Raw genomic sequence first — 16,847 nt, forward strand, 5'->3', positions numbered from 1 at the left:
GGCGTGACAGGCCGACACTCTAACCAACTGAGCTACACCCGCGCAGCAATGTAAGTGGTCAGGTTGACCCTGACCGTCCGCATCCCTTCCGGCTTTCCCGGTAGAGATCCCAAGTGGCGCGAGTGACGGGGCTCGAACCCGCGACCTTCGGCGTGACAGGCCGACACTCTAACCAACTGAGCTACACCCGCGTACTTTGCGGTGCGTCCGCTTGGGAGCCGCGCCACTAAGCCAGCCTTGGGGGCCTGTCAACTGCCTTGCCGGGCCCTGATGGATTTTTTGCGGGAGGCCGGTTGGGCACTGCCGCGATGAAGCTGCGTTAACCATATTTTGGCGACTGTCGGGCCATTCTGCCGGGCGCCCGCGACCGGGCGTTCAGGGGATGAAACCAGTGCATCCGAAGCGAATGATCCCTCTTGCCGCCACCTTGGCGCTGGGCCCGGCCCTTGCATCGTCCGCCTTGGCCCAGGCCCCGGCGGCCGTGGCCACCGACAGCGCTGTTTACGTCGAGCGCATCGAATCGGATGCGAGCCGCCGCCTCGAACCGGCGCGGCAGCTTGCGCCGGGAGACCGGGTCGTCACGGTCGTAAGGTGGTATCGGATGGGCGGAGACGGCGGCTTCGTGATTACCAATCCCCTCCCCGCGTCGCTCGCCTACCAGACCAGCGCCAGCAACGTGCAGGAAGTCTCCGTTGATGGCGGCCGGACCTGGGGCCGTCTGGAAGACCTGCGGATCAATGGCCGCGACGCGACGCCCGAAGACGTCACGCACGTGCGCTGGCGCATCCCCGCCAGCCTTGCAGCACGCGGACGCGGCGAAATCGCTTATGCGGGGATCGTGCGGTAGCGCGCCCTACCCCGCGAGAATCAACGCCGGCGCCTCGATCAGATTCTTGAGGTCCTGCGCGAAGCTTGCTGCATCCCAGCCATCGACCACGCGATGGTCACAGCTCATCGAGATGTTCATCAGCTTGCGCTTTTCGACCCGCTCGATGCCACTGGCATCCTTCACGAACATCGGCCGCTCGACGATGCGATTTGGGCCGATGATCGCGACTTCGGGGCGGTTGATGACCGGCGTCGTCGCAACGCCGCCCATCGGGCCAAGCGACGTCACCGTGATCGTCGAGCCGGAAAGCTCGCCGGACTTGGCCGATCCGTCCCGTGCGGCAGCAGCAAGACGGGAAATCTCGGCAGCGAGTTGCCACAGGTTGCGGTCCTGCGCATCGCGGATCACCGGCACCATCAGGCCAGCGGGGGTCTGCGCCGCCATGCCCAGATGCACCGAGCCATAACGCGCGACCACGCCCGCCTCGTCATCGTAGTGCGCATTGAGCATCGGGTATTTCGGAATCAACTTGCAGATCGCCGTGATCAGGAACGGCAGCATCGTCAGCTTGGGCCGTTCGCCCCGGCCTTCGTTGAGCTGGCCGCGCAACTCCTCCAGCGCCGTGACGTCATATTCCTCGACATAGGCGAAGTGGGGAATGTTGCGCTTGGACGCCGCCATATTTTCGGCGATGCGGCGGCGCAGGCCGATGACGCGGACCTGTTCGTCCCTGCCCCTGTGCCCGGCAGGCTGGAAGCCGCCTGCCGAGTTATAGGCCAGAAAGGCATCCAGATCAGCGTGCCGAACGCGGCCATCCTCGGCGGGACGGACTTCTCCGAGATCGATGCCCAGATCAGCAGCGCGCTTACGCACCGCCGGGCTGGCCATGACTCTCGCGTGACCGGCCGGCGCGCGCGGTGAAGGTGCCGCTGTTCCGGTAACGGCAGGCACAGGTTCAACCGGGGCTGTCGGGGACACCGAAACGGGTTCGGGTGCCAAAACCGGCTCCGGCTTTGCTGCGGGCTCTTCGGGCAACGCCGGTTCTTCGACGATCGCGGCAGGTGCGGACTTCGCAGCTTCACGCCCGGCGTCCCCGTCCACCTGATTTCCTTCGCCCTCTATCTCCAGCACCACCAGCGGCGAGCCGATGGCAATCACATCGCCCGTTTCACCGGCGACTTCGAGCACCATGCCCGCCACCGGGCTTTCCATTTCCACGGTAGCCTTGTCGGTCATCATGTCGGCCAGGCGGCCGTCTTCCTCGACCATGTCGCCGACCTTGACGTGCCAGGCAACGATCTCGGCTTCGGCAATGCCTTCGCCAATGTCGGGCAAGCGGAATGTAAAGCGACCCATCGGATCAATCCTTCATCAGCCGGTCCACCGCCTCGCCAATGCGGACGGGACCGGGGAAATAGGCCCATTCGAGGCTGTGCGGATACGGGGTGTCGAACCCGGTCACACGTTCGATGGGGGCTTCAAGGTGGTAGAAGCAGCGTTCCTGCACGAGCGCGACAAGCTCCGCGCCAAAGCCGGAAGTGCGGGTCGCCTCGTGTATCACCAGGCATTTCCCGGTCTTTTCCACGGACTTTTCCACAGCCTCTATGTCGAGCGGCACCAGCGTACGCAGATCGATGATCTCGGCATCGACGCCCTTGGCTTCCAGCACAGCTTCGGCAACGTGGACCATGGTGCCGTAGACAAGCACGGTCATGGCCGACCCTTCGCGCACCGTGCGCGCCTTGCCGAGCGGGATCGAATAATAGCCTTCCGGCACTTTGCCGCCGGGATGGGCTTTCCAGGTCTTCGAAGGGCTATCGTAATTGCCATCGAAAGGGCCGTTGTAGATGCGCTTGGGCTCGAAGAAGATCACGGGATCGTTGTCCTCGATCGCGGCGATCAGCAGGCCCTTGGCATCGTGCGGAGTCGAAGGGATCACTGTCTTCAGGCCCGCCACGTGCGTGAACAGCGCTTCGGGGCTCTGGCTGTGGGTCTGGCCGCCGAAGATACCGCCACCGAAGGGCGAGCGGATCGTGATCGGTGCGATGAACTCGCCCGCCGAACGATAACGCAGGCGCGCGGCTTCCGAGACGAGCTGATCGAGGCCGGGATAGATATAGTCGGCGAACTGAATCTCGGGCACCGGCCGCAAGCCATAGGCCGCCATCCCGACCGCCGCACCAATAATCCCGCATTCGTTGATCGGCGAATCGAATACCCGGTTCTTGCCGAATTTCTTCTGCAGACCGGCCGTCGCACGGAACACACCGCCGAAATAGCCGACATCCTCGCCCATGATCACGATATCCGGATCGCGCGCCATGGTGATGTCGAGCGCTTCGTTGATCGCCTCGATCATGTTGAGCGACCGCGTGGGAGCCTCATGGAGGCTGACGGGTTCTTCTTCCAGCATCGCCTCTACTCCTTCCACTCGGGCCATTTGGTCCGGCGCTCGCGGATGGCCTGATCGGCCTGCTCGCGAAGGTGCCAGGGCAGTTCCTCGAAGACGTCCTCGAACATCGTGTGGAACGGGTGGTGCAGGCCGTGCCCCAGGATGCCGTTCTTTTCGGCCTCCTTGGTCGCTGCGCGAACTTCCTCCGCCAGTGTCCGGTCCATCTCGGCATGTTGATCGTCGGACCATTCGCCGAGCGAGACGAGATGATTCTTCAGGCGCGTGATCGGATCGCCCAGCGGCCATTCCTCGGCCTCACGGGCAGAACGGTAGGCGCTGGGATCGTCCGAAGTGGAATGCCCCTCGGCACGGTAGGTGAAGTGCTCGATCAGCGTCGGCCCCTTGTTGGCGCGGGCACGGTTGGCCGCCCATTGCATCGCCGCATAGACCGCCAGGGCATCGTTACCGTCGACCCGCAGCCCGGCAATGCCGTAACCGGCCGCCCGGGCGGCGAACGTCGTGCGTTCGGCCCCGGCGAAACCGGAAAAGCTGGAGATCGCCCACTGGTTGTTGACCACGTTGAGCACGACCGGCGCGTTGTACACCGCGGCAAAAGTCATCGCCGCGTGGAAGTCGCCTTCCGCGCTCGATCCCTCGCCGATGAAGCTAGTGGCGATGCGGGTATCGCCCTTGATCGCGCTGGCCATGGCCCAGCCCACCGCTTGCGGGAACTGCGTGGCGAGATTGCCCGATATGGTGAAAAAGCCGTAGTCCTTCGCCGAATACATGATCGGCAACTGGCGGCCTTTCAGACGGTCCGCGCGGTTCGAGTAGATCTGGTTGATCATCTCGACCAGCGGATAGCCGCGCGAGATCAGGATGCCCTGCTGCCGGTAGCTGGGGAACACCATGTCGTCCTCGGCCAGGGCGAAGGCGCAGGCGATCGAAATCGCCTCCTCGCCGGTGGACTTCATGTAGAAACTGGTCTTGCCCTGCCGCTGGCCGCGATACATGCGATCATCGAAAGCGCGGGTCAGCGCCATCATGCGCAGGATGCGGCGCAGCGTCTCGGGATCGAGATGGGGATTCCACGCGCCGACAGCGCGGCCATCATCGCCCAGAACGCGGATCAGATCGGTCGTCAAAGGCCAAGTTTCACGGGCCTCGCACGCTTCGTCAGGGCGCGCGACCATGCCGGCTGGCGGTATGACCAGATGCGAATAATCGACCGTATCGCCGGGCCGGTAACGCGGCTCGGGGACATAGAATTCAAGCGGCGGCAGATTGCCCCGCGGCTTACCTGATCGGACCGGACCTTCGGCCATTTTATCCTCTCCCGCCATAGTCGGGCCGCGAGAATCCTGAGCATCAAAATTCTACGGTTAAGTCATAATATTACTCAACGCCGTAATGTCAATCATGCGTGGCTTGGCGTGAGCACCGCACTCCTGCACGCTCTCAAAACGCCTGGCGGCTGGCAAAGTTCATGACGCAGGCTCCAAAATAGCGATGCCCACGCGCGCCCTTTAGCGGCGGCAAACAGGTGCTCCACCGCAAGCCCGTTCCGCAATCGCGCAGGACACGCCCGAAGAAGTAAAATTAGGCAGCAGCGATGAAAACCGCCGGTCCCTCGGCCACGCGCGGCGCAAGAAAGTGGCTATACGGCCACCGGCGCGGCGATATGCGCGTGAGGCTCGTAATCCAGCACTTCGAAGTCCTCGATCCGGTAGTCGAAGATCGAATCCGGCCGGCGGCCGATCTTCAACAGCGGACGGCCGCGCGGCGTGCGGGCAAGCTGTTCGTGCACCAGATGCTCGTGATTGAGATAGACATGCGCGTCGCCCGCGCTCCAGACGAGTTCGCCGGGCTCAAGATCGCATTGCTGCGCCAGCATCCGCAGCAGCATCGCCGCCGAAAAGGCATTGAAGGCGAATCCCAGCCCCAGATCGCAGGAACGCTGCCACAACATGCCCGACAGCCGGCCGCCCGCGACATGATACTGATAGGTCATATGGCACGGCGGCAAGGCCATGCCGCCCAGTTCGGCGACATTCCACCCCGTGAACAGGAGGCGGCGCGAGGTAGGGTTGTGCCGGATGTCATGCACCAGCTGCGCGATCTGGTTGACCGGCTGCCCCTTGCGGAACAGGCCATCGCCCACCGGCTCGTAAGTGTCCCAGCTTACCCATTGCTTGCCGTAAACGGGACCAAGATCGCCCCAGGCCTGGGCAAACGCATCATCCTCCAGAACCCGTGCCTCGAAGGTATCGCGGTCGATGTCCTCGCCCGTTTCCCGGCGAAAGCGGTCCAGCGGCCAGTCAGTCCAGATATGCACTTTCTGGCGGACGAGTTCGCGGATGTTGGTATCGCCGGTCAGGAACCACAGCATCTCGCGCGCGGCGGTCTTCCAGGCGACGCGCTTGGTGGTAAGCAGCGGCACGGAGTCGCCGGACAGATCGAAACGCATACTCGGCCCGAACAGCGAACGAGTACCGACTCCCGTGCGGTCGCGCCTTTCGTCGCCATGCTCCCAAACCTCCCGCAGCAGATCGAGATACTGGTGTTCAAAGTGCGATGCGGATGCGGACGGCATGGACTTCCCCTGTCTGTGCCCCGGTCCTACCGCCGCATCGGGGGGAGCGGAAGAGACAGCCCGCTTTCATCCACGCTCCAAAGGCTGCGTTTGCCCGCCTGCTTTCGAACGCGGCTGCAAACATACCTGTAACCGCCGAGAATTTCCGTCTTTTCCGCCATCGCATGGACATCTCCGGATCGCCGGCATCCGCAACGGAACGCCGCTCTGCATAAAAAGCATAAACGCCTCTTGCCACCGCCGGAATCGCTCTCTATAGGCGCGCTCCTGCCTCGGGCCGCTTTAACGCGGAACGATCGGTCGGGGAGTAGCTCAGCCTGGTAGAGCACTGTCTTCGGGAGGCAGGGGCCGGAGGTTCGAATCCTCTCTCCCCGACCATTTCATTTCAAAAATTTGCATAAGAACCATATGCCGCGCGGCCTAGCCGCAGCGGCCGGTTCGGCGCGTCTGCGCTTCGTCAGCCGCCGCGAAGAAGCTGCACACCCCAGTCACGCTCGAACAGGTAGAGCAGCAATCGCGCGGCTTCTCCCCGCGAGCCCGACAGGCCGCCGTCGCGTTCGATCAGCAGCCGGGCATCGTCATGCGCCAGCGGCAGCAGCTTCTGGATCTGCTCAAGGCTGGCGATGCGGAACGGCGTATCGCCCGACTGACGGGTGCCCAGCAGTTCGCCGCCACCGCGCAGTTCCAGATCCTCTTCCGCGAGCCGGAACCCGTCCTGCGTCTCGCGCATCAACGCAAGGCGCTGCTTGGCCGTTTCCGACAAGGCCTGCCCGCGCAGCAGCAGGCAGGTCGATTTCTCGCTGCCGCGCCCTACGCGTCCCCGAAGCTGATGGAGCTGGGCCAGACCGAAGCGTTCGGCCTGCTCGATCACCATCAGCGTCGCATTGGGCACGTCCACGCCGACTTCGATAACCGTCGTCGCCACCAGCAATTTCGCCTCGCCCACCGCGAACCGTTCCATCGCCGCATCCTTGGCCTCGGGGCGAAGCTGGCCGTGGACCAGCACGACATCCTCGCCGAAACGCTCCTTCAGTGTCGCATAACGCGCCTCGGCCGCGGCGAGATCGTCGGTCTCGCTTTCCCGCACCATCGGGCAGACCCAGTAGGCCTGCTGCCCGGTTTCGAAATGCCGCGCCAGCGCGCCGACGACATCGCCCATCCGCTCCACCGAGACCACGCGGGTATCGATCGCCTGGCGGCCGGGCGGCAGTTCGTCCAGCTTCGACACGTCCATTTCGCCATATTGCGCCAGCGTCAACGTACGCGGGATCGGGGTCGCGGTCATGGCCAGCGTGTGCGGGGTGCGGCGGCCCTTGCGCGCCAGCATCAGCCGCTGGCCGACGCCGAACCGGTGCTGCTCATCGATCACCACCAGAGCGAGGTTCCGGTATTCCACCGCATCCTGAAAGATCGCATGGGTGCCCACCACGATCCGGATCGAGCCATCGACCAGCCCCATCAGGATGGCTTCACGCGCCCTGCCCTTGTCGCGCCCGGTCAGCAGCGCGATCTCGACCCCGGTCCCTTCGAGCATCTTGCGCAGAGTCTCGAAATGCTGCCGCGCGAGGATTTCGGTCGGCGCCAGCATCGCTGCCTGCGCTCCCGCCTCCACCGCGATCAGCATCGCCGAGAGCGCGACAACGGTCTTGCCCGCGCCGACATCGCCCTGCAGCAGCCGCAGCATCGGCGCAGCTTGCGCCATGTCGCTCTCGATCTCGCCGATCGAGCGCTTCTGCGCGCCGGTCAGCGCGAAGGGCAACCGCAGCTTGCCGCGCAGCGAACCATCTCCGCTCAGCGGCGTGCCGCGCTGCGAGCGGTTGCTCTGCCGCACCAGCATCAGCGCCAGAGCATTGGCCAGCAGTTCGTCGTAGGCCAGCCGGTCGCGCGCCGCCGCATCCGGCCCCTTGTGCGCCTCGCGCAGCGCGGCCTGCCAGGCGGGCCAGTCCGTTCGCGCCAGCAGGCCCGGCTCGATCCATTCGGGAAGATCCGGCAAGACCTTGAGCGCCTGGGCGGCGAGCCCGGCCACACGCCCCTGTGTCAGTCCTTCCGAGAGCGGATAGACGGCCTCGCGCAATTGGCCGAGCGGCGCGGACGCGCTTTCCGAGACATGTTCGGGATGCACGATCTGCAGCATCTGCCCGTACTGGTCGAGCCGCCCTGCCACCCAGCGCGTTTCGCCGACGGGAAGCTGTTTCCGCGCGGTGTAGGAGGCGCGGCCGAAATAGGTCAGCGTGCAGACATTGCCGATCGCGTCTTCCGCCAGCACCCGGAATGGCCCCCGCCCCGACGAGGCGCGATGCTCGCGCACGGTCAGGGCAACGATGACATTCTCGCCCACGCCCGCCTCGTCGAGGTTCGTGACCGCCCGCCGCTCCACGAAACGGTCGGGCAAGTGATAGGCCACGTCCTTGATCCGGGTCAGCCCCAGCTTTTCCAGCGGGCGCCGCAACTTGGGCCCGACACCTTCGAGCGCATCGACTTCGACGAACAGGGAATTGAGCGCTTCGGGCCGCATGCCCGCCTCATAGCGCGTGGCGTGCCATTTTCACCAGAGCCCGCCATTATTCCTTGTCCAAAGTTTCCGCTAACTGGTAGAATTCGGGCAAAGAGGAGGAAGCCATGCTGTTACCACACGGAACGCTCTTTGCCGTCGTCGACGGGGAACACTTCGAACTCTACCGCAACGCCGGAACCGAAGCCGCGCCGGACCTTGCCGCGATCGAAGTCCCCACCTTGGAATTGACCGACTACAGCTCGGGCGGTCAGGACCATGACAAGGTTTCCCGCCTCCAGCTTGGGGGCCCCATCGGACGCCTCGAAAAGCTGGAAGAGGCCGCGCACGCCTCGGCCGTGGCGCATTGGCTCAATTCCGAAGTGCTCGCCCACCGGATCGAGAAACTCGTGATCATCGCCGATCCCCGCACGTTGGGCGAGATGCGCCGCCACTACCACGGCAAGCTGGAAGAAGCACTGATCGGCGAACTGACCAAGACTCTCACCGGCCGCAAGCCCGACGAGATCGTCGAGGCCCTGCGCGCCCACTAGGGCCAGCCCTCACAAGTCTTGCCCATGGCCGCGCCGTGGCGTATCGGCGCGGCCATGACCGAGCTTTCATCCCGCCTCGCCCGCCTGAAGTTCCGCGCCTGGCACCGCGGCACGCGCGAGGCCGACTACATGATCGGCTGCTTCTTCGATCGCTTCCATGCCGAATGGACCGAAGCCGAGATCGACCTGTTCGAAACCATGATCGAAGAGGAAGACGTCGACATCATGGCCTGGGCGCTCGGCACGCAGAGCATTCCCGAGGAATACCGCAGTCCGCTGATGGACCGCATGATGAAGCTCGATTACGTCGAGATCCCGCGCTGAGCGGCAAACTTCGCTAAGTTTGTCCACATCGCGCACCGGAAAGTTTCTCAGGTTTACTGTAAAATCATAGACTTGTGCGGCCATGAACTTCACGCCGCCCGTGATGATTGCCAACGATGTCAAAGAACGCCGCCTGCACCGGGGCCGCAGCGAGTCTGACAGATGATGGCCCAATAGGAAAACTGGGTAGGAAAGCCCCATGCGGTTTCCTGGCCCGGCGAAAAGTCCTCTCTTATTGATGTGCCTCAAAGCGCATATGCGGGTGAACGCATATGCAGGGAACATGGACAGGCCAATCGACGAACTGCTGAACGCTCTTTCCGAACCCACCCGGCTGCGCGCGCTGCAAATGGTCTGGGACGGTGAGGAGCATTGCGTCTGCGAACTGATGGACAGGCTGGGCGTGACCCAGTCGCGCATGTCACGGCACATGGGACGGCTGAAGGCCGCCGGTCTGCTGGTCGACCGGCGCGACGCACAATGGGTGCGGTATCGCCGCAACCCGGCCCTGCCGCCCGCCTGGACAGCCGTTGTCGATGCGATTCTGGCCGCATTACCGCCGTTGGAAAATGCCCTCTGCCACAGGAAGGCCGCCTGATATGAACACGCACGCCCTGTCGCTGAAAGACATGCGCAAGTCGCAAGCCATCTGGTTTGCCGGTATCGCCGCTGCGCTCGTCTTGTGGTTCGCCCTCTACCGGCAACTCCTGCCTTCCGCGCAGTGGCTGGTGGCGCAGACTCCGATCAAGCCGGGAAGCCATCTGGCGTCCTCGGTCGAATTCTTCTTCTACGACACCCCCAAAGTGCTGATGCTGCTCACGCTCGTGGTGTTCGCCATGGGCGTGGTGCGCACGTTCTTCTCGCCCGAGCACACCCGCGCCCTGCTGGCGGGCAAGCGCGAAGGTCTGGGCAACATCGCCGCGGCGCATCTGGGCATTGTCACGCCGTTCTGTTCCTGCTCGGCAGTGCCGCTCTTCGTCGGTTTCGTATCCGCCGGGGTTCCGCTCGGCGTCACCTTCTCGTTCCTGATTGCCGCGCCGATGGTGAACGAAGTCGCCCTCGGGCTCCTTTTCGCGCTGGTCGGCTGGCAAGTCGCGCTGACCTATCTCGCCTTCGGCCTCGGTCTGGCGATCGTCGCGGGCTGGGTCATCGGCCGCCTGCATCTCGAAGGCTGGCTTGAGCCCTGGGTGCGGGAAGTCCGTGCCGGCGAGACCGAACTCGAAGACATCCATATGTCCTGGGTCGACCGCTTCGAGGCCGGCTGGGACGCGGTCAAGGAGATCGTTGGCAAAGTCTGGTACTGGATCATCGCCGGGATCGCGGCCGGGGCCTTCATTCACGGATACGTGCCCGCCGAGCTTCTCTCGCACATCATGGGCGCCGATCGCTGGTGGTCGGTTCCGGCCGCGATCCTGCTCGGCATCCCGATGTATTCGAACGCCGCCGGCATCATCCCGGTCATCGAGGCCCTGCTCGGCAAGGGCACCGCGCTCGGCACTGTTCTCGCCTTCATGATGTCGGTGATTGCGCTGTCGTTTCCCGAAATGATCATTCTGCGCAAAGTGCTCAGCCTGAAACTGATCGCCGTGTTCATTGCCGTGGTCGGCTGCGGCATTCTGGCCGTCGGCTACCTGTTCAACGCCCTCTTCTCGTAAAAGGTATCCTCTCATGAAAGACATCAAAGTGCTCGGCCCCGGCTGCAAGCGGTGCCAGACGACCGAAGACATGGTGAAAGCCGCCGCCGGCGAACTGGGGCTCGACGTCTCGGTCGAGAAAGTCACGGATTACGCCGAGATCGCCAAATACGGCATCGTTTCCACGCCCGGCATCGTCATCGACGGCAAGGTCGTCCATGCCGGAGGCCTGCCCAAGGAAGACGATCTCAAGCGCTGGCTGAATGCGTGATCTGCATGGCTGGCTGTCCTGGTTCGCAGGGGCAGCCTGCCGTATGACCCCGGATACTCCCCATGCCCGTGATCGACGGGCAGATTTTCGGCAAGTACGGCGATGTGGTGAATGACGGGAAAGTCGGACTCCCGGCAAAAGAACTTGTCGCCCCGCGAAGGCGGGGGCCCCGCTTCCTTGTCGTCACCTTGCCCAGGCCGAGCGGAAGCCGAAGAAAAGCGGGATCCCCGCCTTCGCGGGGATGACGGAAATGGGTAGGGGAGAAGAGGAGGCAGCTTTCAGAAAGCTGCGTGAGCTCGCTGGATGGCCGCTTTGTCGGGGTGAGCAGTCACGAAATCCTCCCCCATCGGGGGAGGGGAACCGCCCGCAGGGTGGTGGAGGGGGCTTGCACACGCTGGCGTTACGTTTGAGCGCGCCCCCCCTCCGTCAGCCACTTCGTGTCTGCCACCTCCCCCGGTGGGGGAGGATCTTGAAACGTCCGCTCTGTCGGCGTCTCCGGAATGACAGCTCACAGACAAAATACCGCAATAGCCGCCATCCGTTCCATCCCTCGAATTTCCCGCGCGCGCCAAGGCACCCAAGGCGATTGAATTTCGCGCCCGAGCCGCTATCTCGCGCCATTCCTGTCATGCCCGACATTCAACGCATTCTCTCGGCCACGACGCCGCTGACGCTGGCCTCGGTGACGCGCGGGGCGCAGCCGCTGGTCATGGCTGACCTGGCGCGCGCCGCCAAAGGCCGCGCCGTGTTCATTGCCGACAACGAAGCGGCGATGAGTGCCGTGGCCGAAGCAGCGCGGTTCTTCGCGCCCGAGCTGGATGTCGTCGAGTTCCCGGCGTGGGACTGCTTGCCCTATGACCGCGCCAGCCCGGCGCTGTCGGTCAGCTCGCGCAGGCTGGCGGCGCTGCACCGCTTGCAAGCGAAGCGGTCCGGTCCGCAACTGCTCGTCACCACCACCAATGCCGTGCTGCAGCGCGTGCTCACGCCGTTCCGCATCCGGGAATCGGTGCGCCTTATCAAGCCGGGCATGGAGATCGGCCACGAAAGCCTGATCGCGCTGCTGCGGCGCCAAGGCTACCAGCGCAGCGATACCGCGATCGACGCGGGCGAGTTCGCGGTGCGCGGCTCGATCTTCGACATCGTGCCTTCGGGGCTCGATGCCTCTGGATCTGCAGGTGGCCTGCGGCTCGACTTTTTCGGGGACGAACTGGAAACGCTGCGCCTGTTCGATACCGGCACCCAGCGCTCGACCGGCACGATCGATGAATTCCTGCTGCTGCCCGCCAGCGAATCCCTGCTCGACGAGGATACCGTCAAGCGCTTCCGCAGCCGCTACCGCGAGATGTTCGGGGCCAATGCGACCGGCGATCCGCTCTATCAGGCGGTCAGCGACGGGCGGCGGCTGGCGGGCATGGAGCACTGGCTGCCGCTGTTCGAAGACCGGCTCGTCACGCTGTTCGATCACCTCTCGGACGACGACCTGATCGTCGCCGATGCCTCGGCCGTTGGCGCGATCGAAGAACGGCTCGGCGACATTGCCGATTATCACAAGGCGCGCCTTGAAACCTCGGGCCAGAAGGCGGGCAGCTATCGCCCGCTGGCAATCGACGCGCTCTATCTGGGCGAGGAGGAGCTGCGGCAGGCGCTTTCCAGTTTCCCCGTTCATCAGGCCGATCCCTTCTCCAAGCCCGAAAGCGGCAAGGTCATCGATTTCGGCTTCGGCAATGCCCGCGACTTCACGCCCGAGCGGGCGCGCGGCGACAATGCCTATGAGGCTGCGGCGAAGCACCTGCAGGCGATCGGCAAGAGCGGCCGCAAGGCGATCCTTGCGGCCTATTCCACCGGCAGCCGGGCGCGTCTCGTCTCGATTCTGGGCGAAGCAAGCCAGTCAAACAAATGGGGACCGGAGCCGCGTCTGGCCGATACCTGGCAGGAAGCGCTGGGCCTCGCCGTGCAGGGCCGCTCCGCCGCGCTGGTGCTGCCACTCGAAACCGGCTTTTCGAACGATGCGATCGAAGTCGTCACCGAGCAGGACATCCTCGGCGACCGGCTCGTGCGCCGCAAGAAGAAGCGCAAGGATTCCGACGCTTTCCTCGCCGAACTTTCGGCGCTGACGCCGGGCGACCTGATCGTCCACATGGACCACGGCATCGGCCGCTACGAAGGCCTGCAGTCGATCCCGGTGGGCCAGAGCCCGCACGACTGCGTGATGCTGACCTATGCGGGCGGCGACAAGCTCTACATCCCGGTCGAGAACCTCGATGTGCTTTCGCGCTACGGCAGCGAGAGCGAGGGCGTCGCGCTCGACAAGCTGGGCGGCGAAGGCTGGCAGAAGCGGCGTGCACGCCTCAAGGAACGCATCCGCGAGATTGCGGGCGAGCTGATGAAGACCGCCGCCGCGCGCGCGCTGCGCAAGGCGCCTGTGCTGGTGCCCGAAGGCTCGGCCTACGACCAGTTCGTCGACCGCTTCCCCTGGCAGGAAACCGAGGATCAGGACCGCGCCATCGAGGACGTTCTGGGCGACCTCTCCGAAGGCAAGCCGATGGACCGCCTCGTCTGCGGCGATGTCGGCTTCGGCAAGACCGAAGTGGCCCTGCGCGCGGCTTTCGTGGCCGCCATGGCCGGGCAGCAGGTGGCGGTGGTGGCGCCGACCACCCTGCTCGCCCGCCAGCACTATGCCGGCTTTGCCGAGCGTTTCGCCGGCTTCCCGCTCGAAGTCGGCCGCCTCTCGCGCCTCGTGCCCGAGAAGGAAGCACGCACCACCCGCGAGGGGCTGGCCAGCGGCACCGTCGACATCGTCTGCGGCACCCACGCGATCCTGTCGAAGTCGGTGCAGTTCAAGCGGCTCGGGCTCGTGATTGTCGACGAGGAGCAGCGCTTCGGCGTCAATCACAAGGAAAAGCTCAAGCAGCTTCGCACCGACGTGCACGTGCTGACGCTCACCGCCACGCCGATCCCCCGCACGCTGCAGATGGCGATGAGCGGCCTGCGCGAACTCTCGACCATCCAGACCCCGCCGGTCGACCGCCTCGCGGTGCGCACTTACGTGATGGAATGGGACGACATGGTGATGCGCGAGGCGCTGCTGCGCGAACATCATCGCGGCGGGCAGAGCTTCATCATCGTGCCGCGCATCTCGGACATGCCCGAGGTCGAGGACTGGCTGCACAAGCACGTGCCTGAAGTGAAGTTCATCACCGCGCACGGCCAGATGGGCGCGGGCGAAGTGGAAGAGCGCATGAGCGCGTTCTACGAGGGCAAGTACGAAGTGCTGCTTTCGACCACGATCGTCGAGAGCGGCATCGACATCCCGCGCGCCAATACGATCATCATCCACCGCGCCGACCGCTTCGGCCTCGCTCAGCTCTACCAGCTACGAGGGCGCGTGGGCCGCTCGAAGCTGCGCGCTTATGCCTACCTGACGACGCCAGCCAGCCAGCAGCTATCCGAGGTGGCCGAGAAGCGCCTGAAAGTGCTGGGCGATCTCGACAGTCTGGGCGCGGGCTTCCAGCTCGCCAGCCACGATCTCGACATTCGCGGCGCGGGCAATCTGCTGGGCGACGAGCAGTCCGGCCATATCCGCGAAGTGGGCTTCGAACTCTACCAGTCGATGCTCGAAGACGCGATCCTGGAAGCCCGCGCGGGCGGCGTCGGCCTGGAGAAGGATACCTCCGGCCTCAGCCCGCAGATCACGGTCGATGCCCCGATCATGATCCCGGACGAATACGTGCCCGATCTGGCCGTGCGCATGGCGCTTTACCGCCGCCTCAACGATGCGGACAGCCAGCAGGAGATCGAGTCCCTGTCGGCCGAGATGATCGACCGCTTCGGCGACTTGCCCGCAGCCACCGCCAACCTGATCCAGCTCATCCAGATCAAGCGGCAGGCGATCGCGGCGCATATCGCCAAGATCGACGTTGGCCCGCGCGGCACGCTGGTCAGCTTCCACAACGACAGCTTCCCCAACCCCCTGGGCCTGATCGCCTATGCCGAACGGCTGCAGGGTACGGTCAAGCTGCGGCCGGACAACAAGCTGGTGCTCGCCCGCGCCTGGGGCGATCCGAAGAGCCGCCTCAACGGGCTGTTCCAGCTGACCAAGGGCCTCGCCTCGGTGGCGCGCAAGGCGAACTGACGCGCCCGCCGCGCTCCAACCCGCCCCGCCCCCGTCGCATCGCGCCGCGTAACGCGATCGCAAGCAATTTCCGTCATGCCGGGCCACCATGGCCATTCCCTCTCCCCGTCCGGGAACACCGCAAGGCGCCGGCACCATAGCGGCGGCGCTGCTGATCGCATCGGTCGTACTGCTGGTGCGCGGCGGCTCGTTTCTCACCGAGCACATCGATTCCGACGAATGGGCCTACATCCTGATGGGCGCCGACGTGGCCAAGGGGCACTTGCCCTTCGTCCACCAGTTCGACCTCAAGCCGCCGGTGGTGTTCCTGCTGTTCGGGGCAGTGATCGCCCTGTTCGGCAAGAGCCTGCTCGCGATCCGCCTGATCGGCGCCGCGGCAGTCTTCATCGCTTCGTTCTTCGGGTTCCTGATCGCCCGGCGGGCCGTGGGCGGATGGCCGGCGCTGGCAGGCGCCTTGATGACCGTGGCGCTGTGCTCGGGCGTGCTGGGGCTCGATACCAGTTCGGAGCTGCCCGCCATCGCTTTCCTCATGCCTGCCGTATGGCTGCTGGTGCGCAAGGACGAAATCGGCCTGCGCGATGCCGCCGGGTGCGGATTGCTGGTCGCGCTGGCAGTCCTGACGCGGACCAACCTGGCGGTCGTGGCACTCGCCCTGGGGCTCCTGCTCCTCGGGCATTCCCTCTCCCTGTCCGGACGCTGCGCCAGACGGGCCTGGCTGGCCTATGGCGCCGCCGGGCTGGTCCCGCCCGCGGTGCTGGCAGCGGTCTATGCAGTAGCTGGAGAACTCGCCACATTCCGGCTGGCGATGATCGATGTGCCGCTGGCCTATTCGGGGCAGCTTTCCGCGCTGGAGGTGCTGCGCCTTCATGCCACGCAGTACTACTACACCGCCCAGATCGCCCCGTTCGCCTATATCCCGATGACCCTGCTCGCCGCCGCCGGCATGGTGGCAAGCCTGCTGCCGCTCCTGCCCCGCAGTTCGGCCCGGACGCGAGTGGTGCTGGTGACCTGGAGCGGACTGCTGGCCGTGAGCGCCTCGCTGCTGATCGGCGGCGCGGCCTATCCGCACTACTGGCTGCAGGCCATGCCTTTCCTCGGCATCTTTGCCGCTTTCGCGATCGCTGCAGCGGCCCGTGCCGGGCGGATGTCCATGATCGCCCTGCCCCTCGCCGCAGCCCTGGCGGCCGTCCCTCCGCTTGCCGCGCTGGCGACCGGAGCCCCGCGCACGCTCGCCTTGCTGCGGCACCCGGAATCGTCCGGTCATGACATCCGCGACGCGGCGGACTGGATCCGCCAGCACGGCGGCACCCATCCGCGAGTCTGGGCGCTGCACATGCACCTCGTGCTCTATTACCTCGACGCCCCGCCGCTCTCGCGCGCGGGCGTCTATCCCAGCAATCTCGCGCGCAAGGCGATCATCGACACGCTCAGCAAGCACGGATACGTCAGCGCGGACGAGACCGGACGGATCATGGCCAGCGCCCCGCGTTTCGTCGTGACCGACCGCATGGACCGCGGCCGCACCTGGGTACGCGAGGCGGGCAAGGACATCGACGGCTGGCTGGCGGCGCACTACCGCCTTGCCGCACGCTTCGGCGATGTGGAGATCTACGAGCGGATCTGACGC

At 65.1% G+C, this 16,847-nt stretch carries 13 protein-coding genes and 2 tRNA genes; 9 read left to right on the forward strand and 6 right to left on the reverse strand.

The annotated features are described in order from the left end of the window. Window positions 1-114 precede the first annotated feature (114 nt). Window positions 115-191 (reverse strand) — tRNA-Asp (locus NN5_RS14200). 290 nt (window positions 192-481) lie between these two features. Here NN5_RS14200 and NN5_RS14205 point away from each other — a divergent pair. Beyond that, window positions 482-847 (forward strand): hypothetical protein, encoded by a 366-nt coding sequence (locus NN5_RS14205; RefSeq protein ID WP_245656497.1) that lies wholly within the window; start codon window positions 482-484, stop codon window positions 845-847. A 6-nt stretch (window positions 848-853) separates the two neighbouring features. Here NN5_RS14205 and NN5_RS14210 read toward each other — a convergent pair whose 3' ends face one another. From NN5_RS14210 to thyA, 4 genes are all read right to left on the reverse strand, one after another. Continuing rightward, the gene (locus NN5_RS14210; RefSeq protein ID WP_067734762.1) at window positions 854-2,185 is read right to left on the reverse strand and encodes a dihydrolipoamide acetyltransferase family protein; all 1,332 of its coding nucleotides are present in this window, start codon (window positions 2,183-2,185) and stop codon (window positions 854-856) included. Window positions 2,186-2,189: 4 nt separating this feature from the next. Further along, window positions 2,190-3,242, reverse strand: a complete 1,053-nt coding sequence (locus tag NN5_RS14215; protein ID WP_067734763.1) for an alpha-ketoacid dehydrogenase subunit beta — start codon at window positions 3,240-3,242, stop codon at window positions 2,190-2,192. A 5-nt stretch (window positions 3,243-3,247) separates the two neighbouring features. Further along, window positions 3,248-4,546, reverse strand: a complete 1,299-nt coding sequence (locus NN5_RS14220) for a 3-methyl-2-oxobutanoate dehydrogenase (2-methylpropanoyl-transferring) subunit alpha (RefSeq protein ID WP_067734764.1) — start codon at window positions 4,544-4,546, stop codon at window positions 3,248-3,250. Between the two features lie 332 nt (window positions 4,547-4,878). After that, window positions 4,879-5,814 (reverse strand): thymidylate synthase, encoded by a 936-nt coding sequence (thyA, locus tag NN5_RS14225; protein ID WP_067734765.1) that lies wholly within the window; start codon window positions 5,812-5,814, stop codon window positions 4,879-4,881. A gap of 301 nt (window positions 5,815-6,115) precedes the next feature. Here thyA and NN5_RS14230 point away from each other — a divergent pair. Continuing rightward, window positions 6,116-6,192, forward strand: a tRNA-Pro gene (locus NN5_RS14230). A 79-nt stretch (window positions 6,193-6,271) separates the two neighbouring features. Here NN5_RS14230 and recG read toward each other — a convergent pair. Next, window positions 6,272-8,329, reverse strand: a complete 2,058-nt coding sequence (gene recG / locus NN5_RS14235; protein WP_067734766.1) for an ATP-dependent DNA helicase RecG — start codon at window positions 8,327-8,329, stop codon at window positions 6,272-6,274. 104 nt (window positions 8,330-8,433) lie between these two features. Between recG and NN5_RS14240 the strand changes: the two genes are divergently transcribed. The 7 genes from NN5_RS14240 to NN5_RS14270 all read left to right on the forward strand — a co-directional run bounded on the left by NN5_RS14240 (window position 8,434) and on the right by NN5_RS14270 (window position 16,844). Next, a complete protein-coding gene (locus tag NN5_RS14240) occupies window positions 8,434-8,859 on the forward strand; it encodes a baeRF12 domain-containing protein (protein ID WP_067734767.1) in 426 nt (141 codons plus the stop codon). A 54-nt stretch (window positions 8,860-8,913) separates the two neighbouring features. Beyond that, window positions 8,914-9,183, forward strand: a complete 270-nt coding sequence (locus NN5_RS14245) for an FAD assembly factor SdhE (protein ID WP_067734791.1) — start codon at window positions 8,914-8,916, stop codon at window positions 9,181-9,183. A gap of 262 nt (window positions 9,184-9,445) precedes the next feature. After that, entirely contained in the window at window positions 9,446-9,781 is a 336-nt protein-coding gene (locus tag NN5_RS14250; RefSeq protein WP_245656499.1) for an ArsR/SmtB family transcription factor, read from the forward strand. 1 nt (window position 9,782) lies between these two features. Next, window positions 9,783-10,838 carry a permease gene (locus tag NN5_RS14255; RefSeq protein ID WP_067734768.1) on the forward strand — a complete coding sequence of 352 codons (1,056 nt, stop codon included), beginning with the start codon at window positions 9,783-9,785 and terminating at the stop codon, window positions 10,836-10,838. 13 nt (window positions 10,839-10,851) lie between these two features. Then, window positions 10,852-11,088 (forward strand): thioredoxin family protein, encoded by a 237-nt coding sequence (locus NN5_RS14260; protein ID WP_067734769.1) that lies wholly within the window; start codon window positions 10,852-10,854, stop codon window positions 11,086-11,088. A gap of 628 nt (window positions 11,089-11,716) precedes the next feature. Next, window positions 11,717-15,220 (forward strand): transcription-repair coupling factor, encoded by a 3,504-nt coding sequence (mfd, locus tag NN5_RS14265; protein WP_067734793.1) that lies wholly within the window; start codon window positions 11,717-11,719, stop codon window positions 15,218-15,220. An 88-nt stretch (window positions 15,221-15,308) separates the two neighbouring features. Next, window positions 15,309-16,844 (forward strand): glycosyltransferase family 39 protein, encoded by a 1,536-nt coding sequence (locus NN5_RS14270; protein WP_067734770.1) that lies wholly within the window; start codon window positions 15,309-15,311, stop codon window positions 16,842-16,844. Window positions 16,845-16,847: the final 3 nt, after the last annotated feature.

The sequence above is a fragment of the Novosphingobium naphthalenivorans NBRC 102051 genome (genome assembly GCF_001590985.1).
Lineage (GTDB): Bacteria > Pseudomonadota > Alphaproteobacteria > Sphingomonadales > Sphingomonadaceae > Novosphingobium > Novosphingobium naphthalenivorans.

Bases quoted from the DNA above. Each gene is read 5' to 3' on its own strand.
- NN5_RS14210 (WP_067734762.1), bottom strand. From the start codon at position 2,185: ATGGGTCGCTTTACATTCCGCTTGCCCGACATTGGCGAAGGCATTGCC.
- NN5_RS14215 (WP_067734763.1), bottom strand. From the start codon at position 3,242: ATGCTGGAAGAAGAACCCGTCAGCCTCCATGAGGCTCCCACGCGGTCG.
- NN5_RS14220 (WP_067734764.1), bottom strand. From the start codon at position 4,546: ATGGCCGAAGGTCCGGTCCGATCAGGTAAGCCGCGGGGCAATCTGCCG.
- thyA (WP_067734765.1), bottom strand. From the start codon at position 5,814: ATGCCGTCCGCATCCGCATCGCACTTTGAACACCAGTATCTCGATCTG.
- recG (WP_067734766.1), bottom strand. From the start codon at position 8,329: ATGCGGCCCGAAGCGCTCAATTCCCTGTTCGTCGAAGTCGATGCGCTC.
- NN5_RS14240 (WP_067734767.1), top strand. From the start codon at position 8,434: ATGCTGTTACCACACGGAACGCTCTTTGCCGTCGTCGACGGGGAACAC.
- NN5_RS14245 (WP_067734791.1), top strand. From the start codon at position 8,914: ATGACCGAGCTTTCATCCCGCCTCGCCCGCCTGAAGTTCCGCGCCTGG.
- NN5_RS14255 (WP_067734768.1), top strand. From the start codon at position 9,783: ATGAACACGCACGCCCTGTCGCTGAAAGACATGCGCAAGTCGCAAGCC.
- NN5_RS14260 (WP_067734769.1), top strand. From the start codon at position 10,852: ATGAAAGACATCAAAGTGCTCGGCCCCGGCTGCAAGCGGTGCCAGACG.
- mfd (WP_067734793.1), top strand. From the start codon at position 11,717: ATGCCCGACATTCAACGCATTCTCTCGGCCACGACGCCGCTGACGCTG.
- NN5_RS14270 (WP_067734770.1), top strand. From the start codon at position 15,309: ATGGCCATTCCCTCTCCCCGTCCGGGAACACCGCAAGGCGCCGGCACC.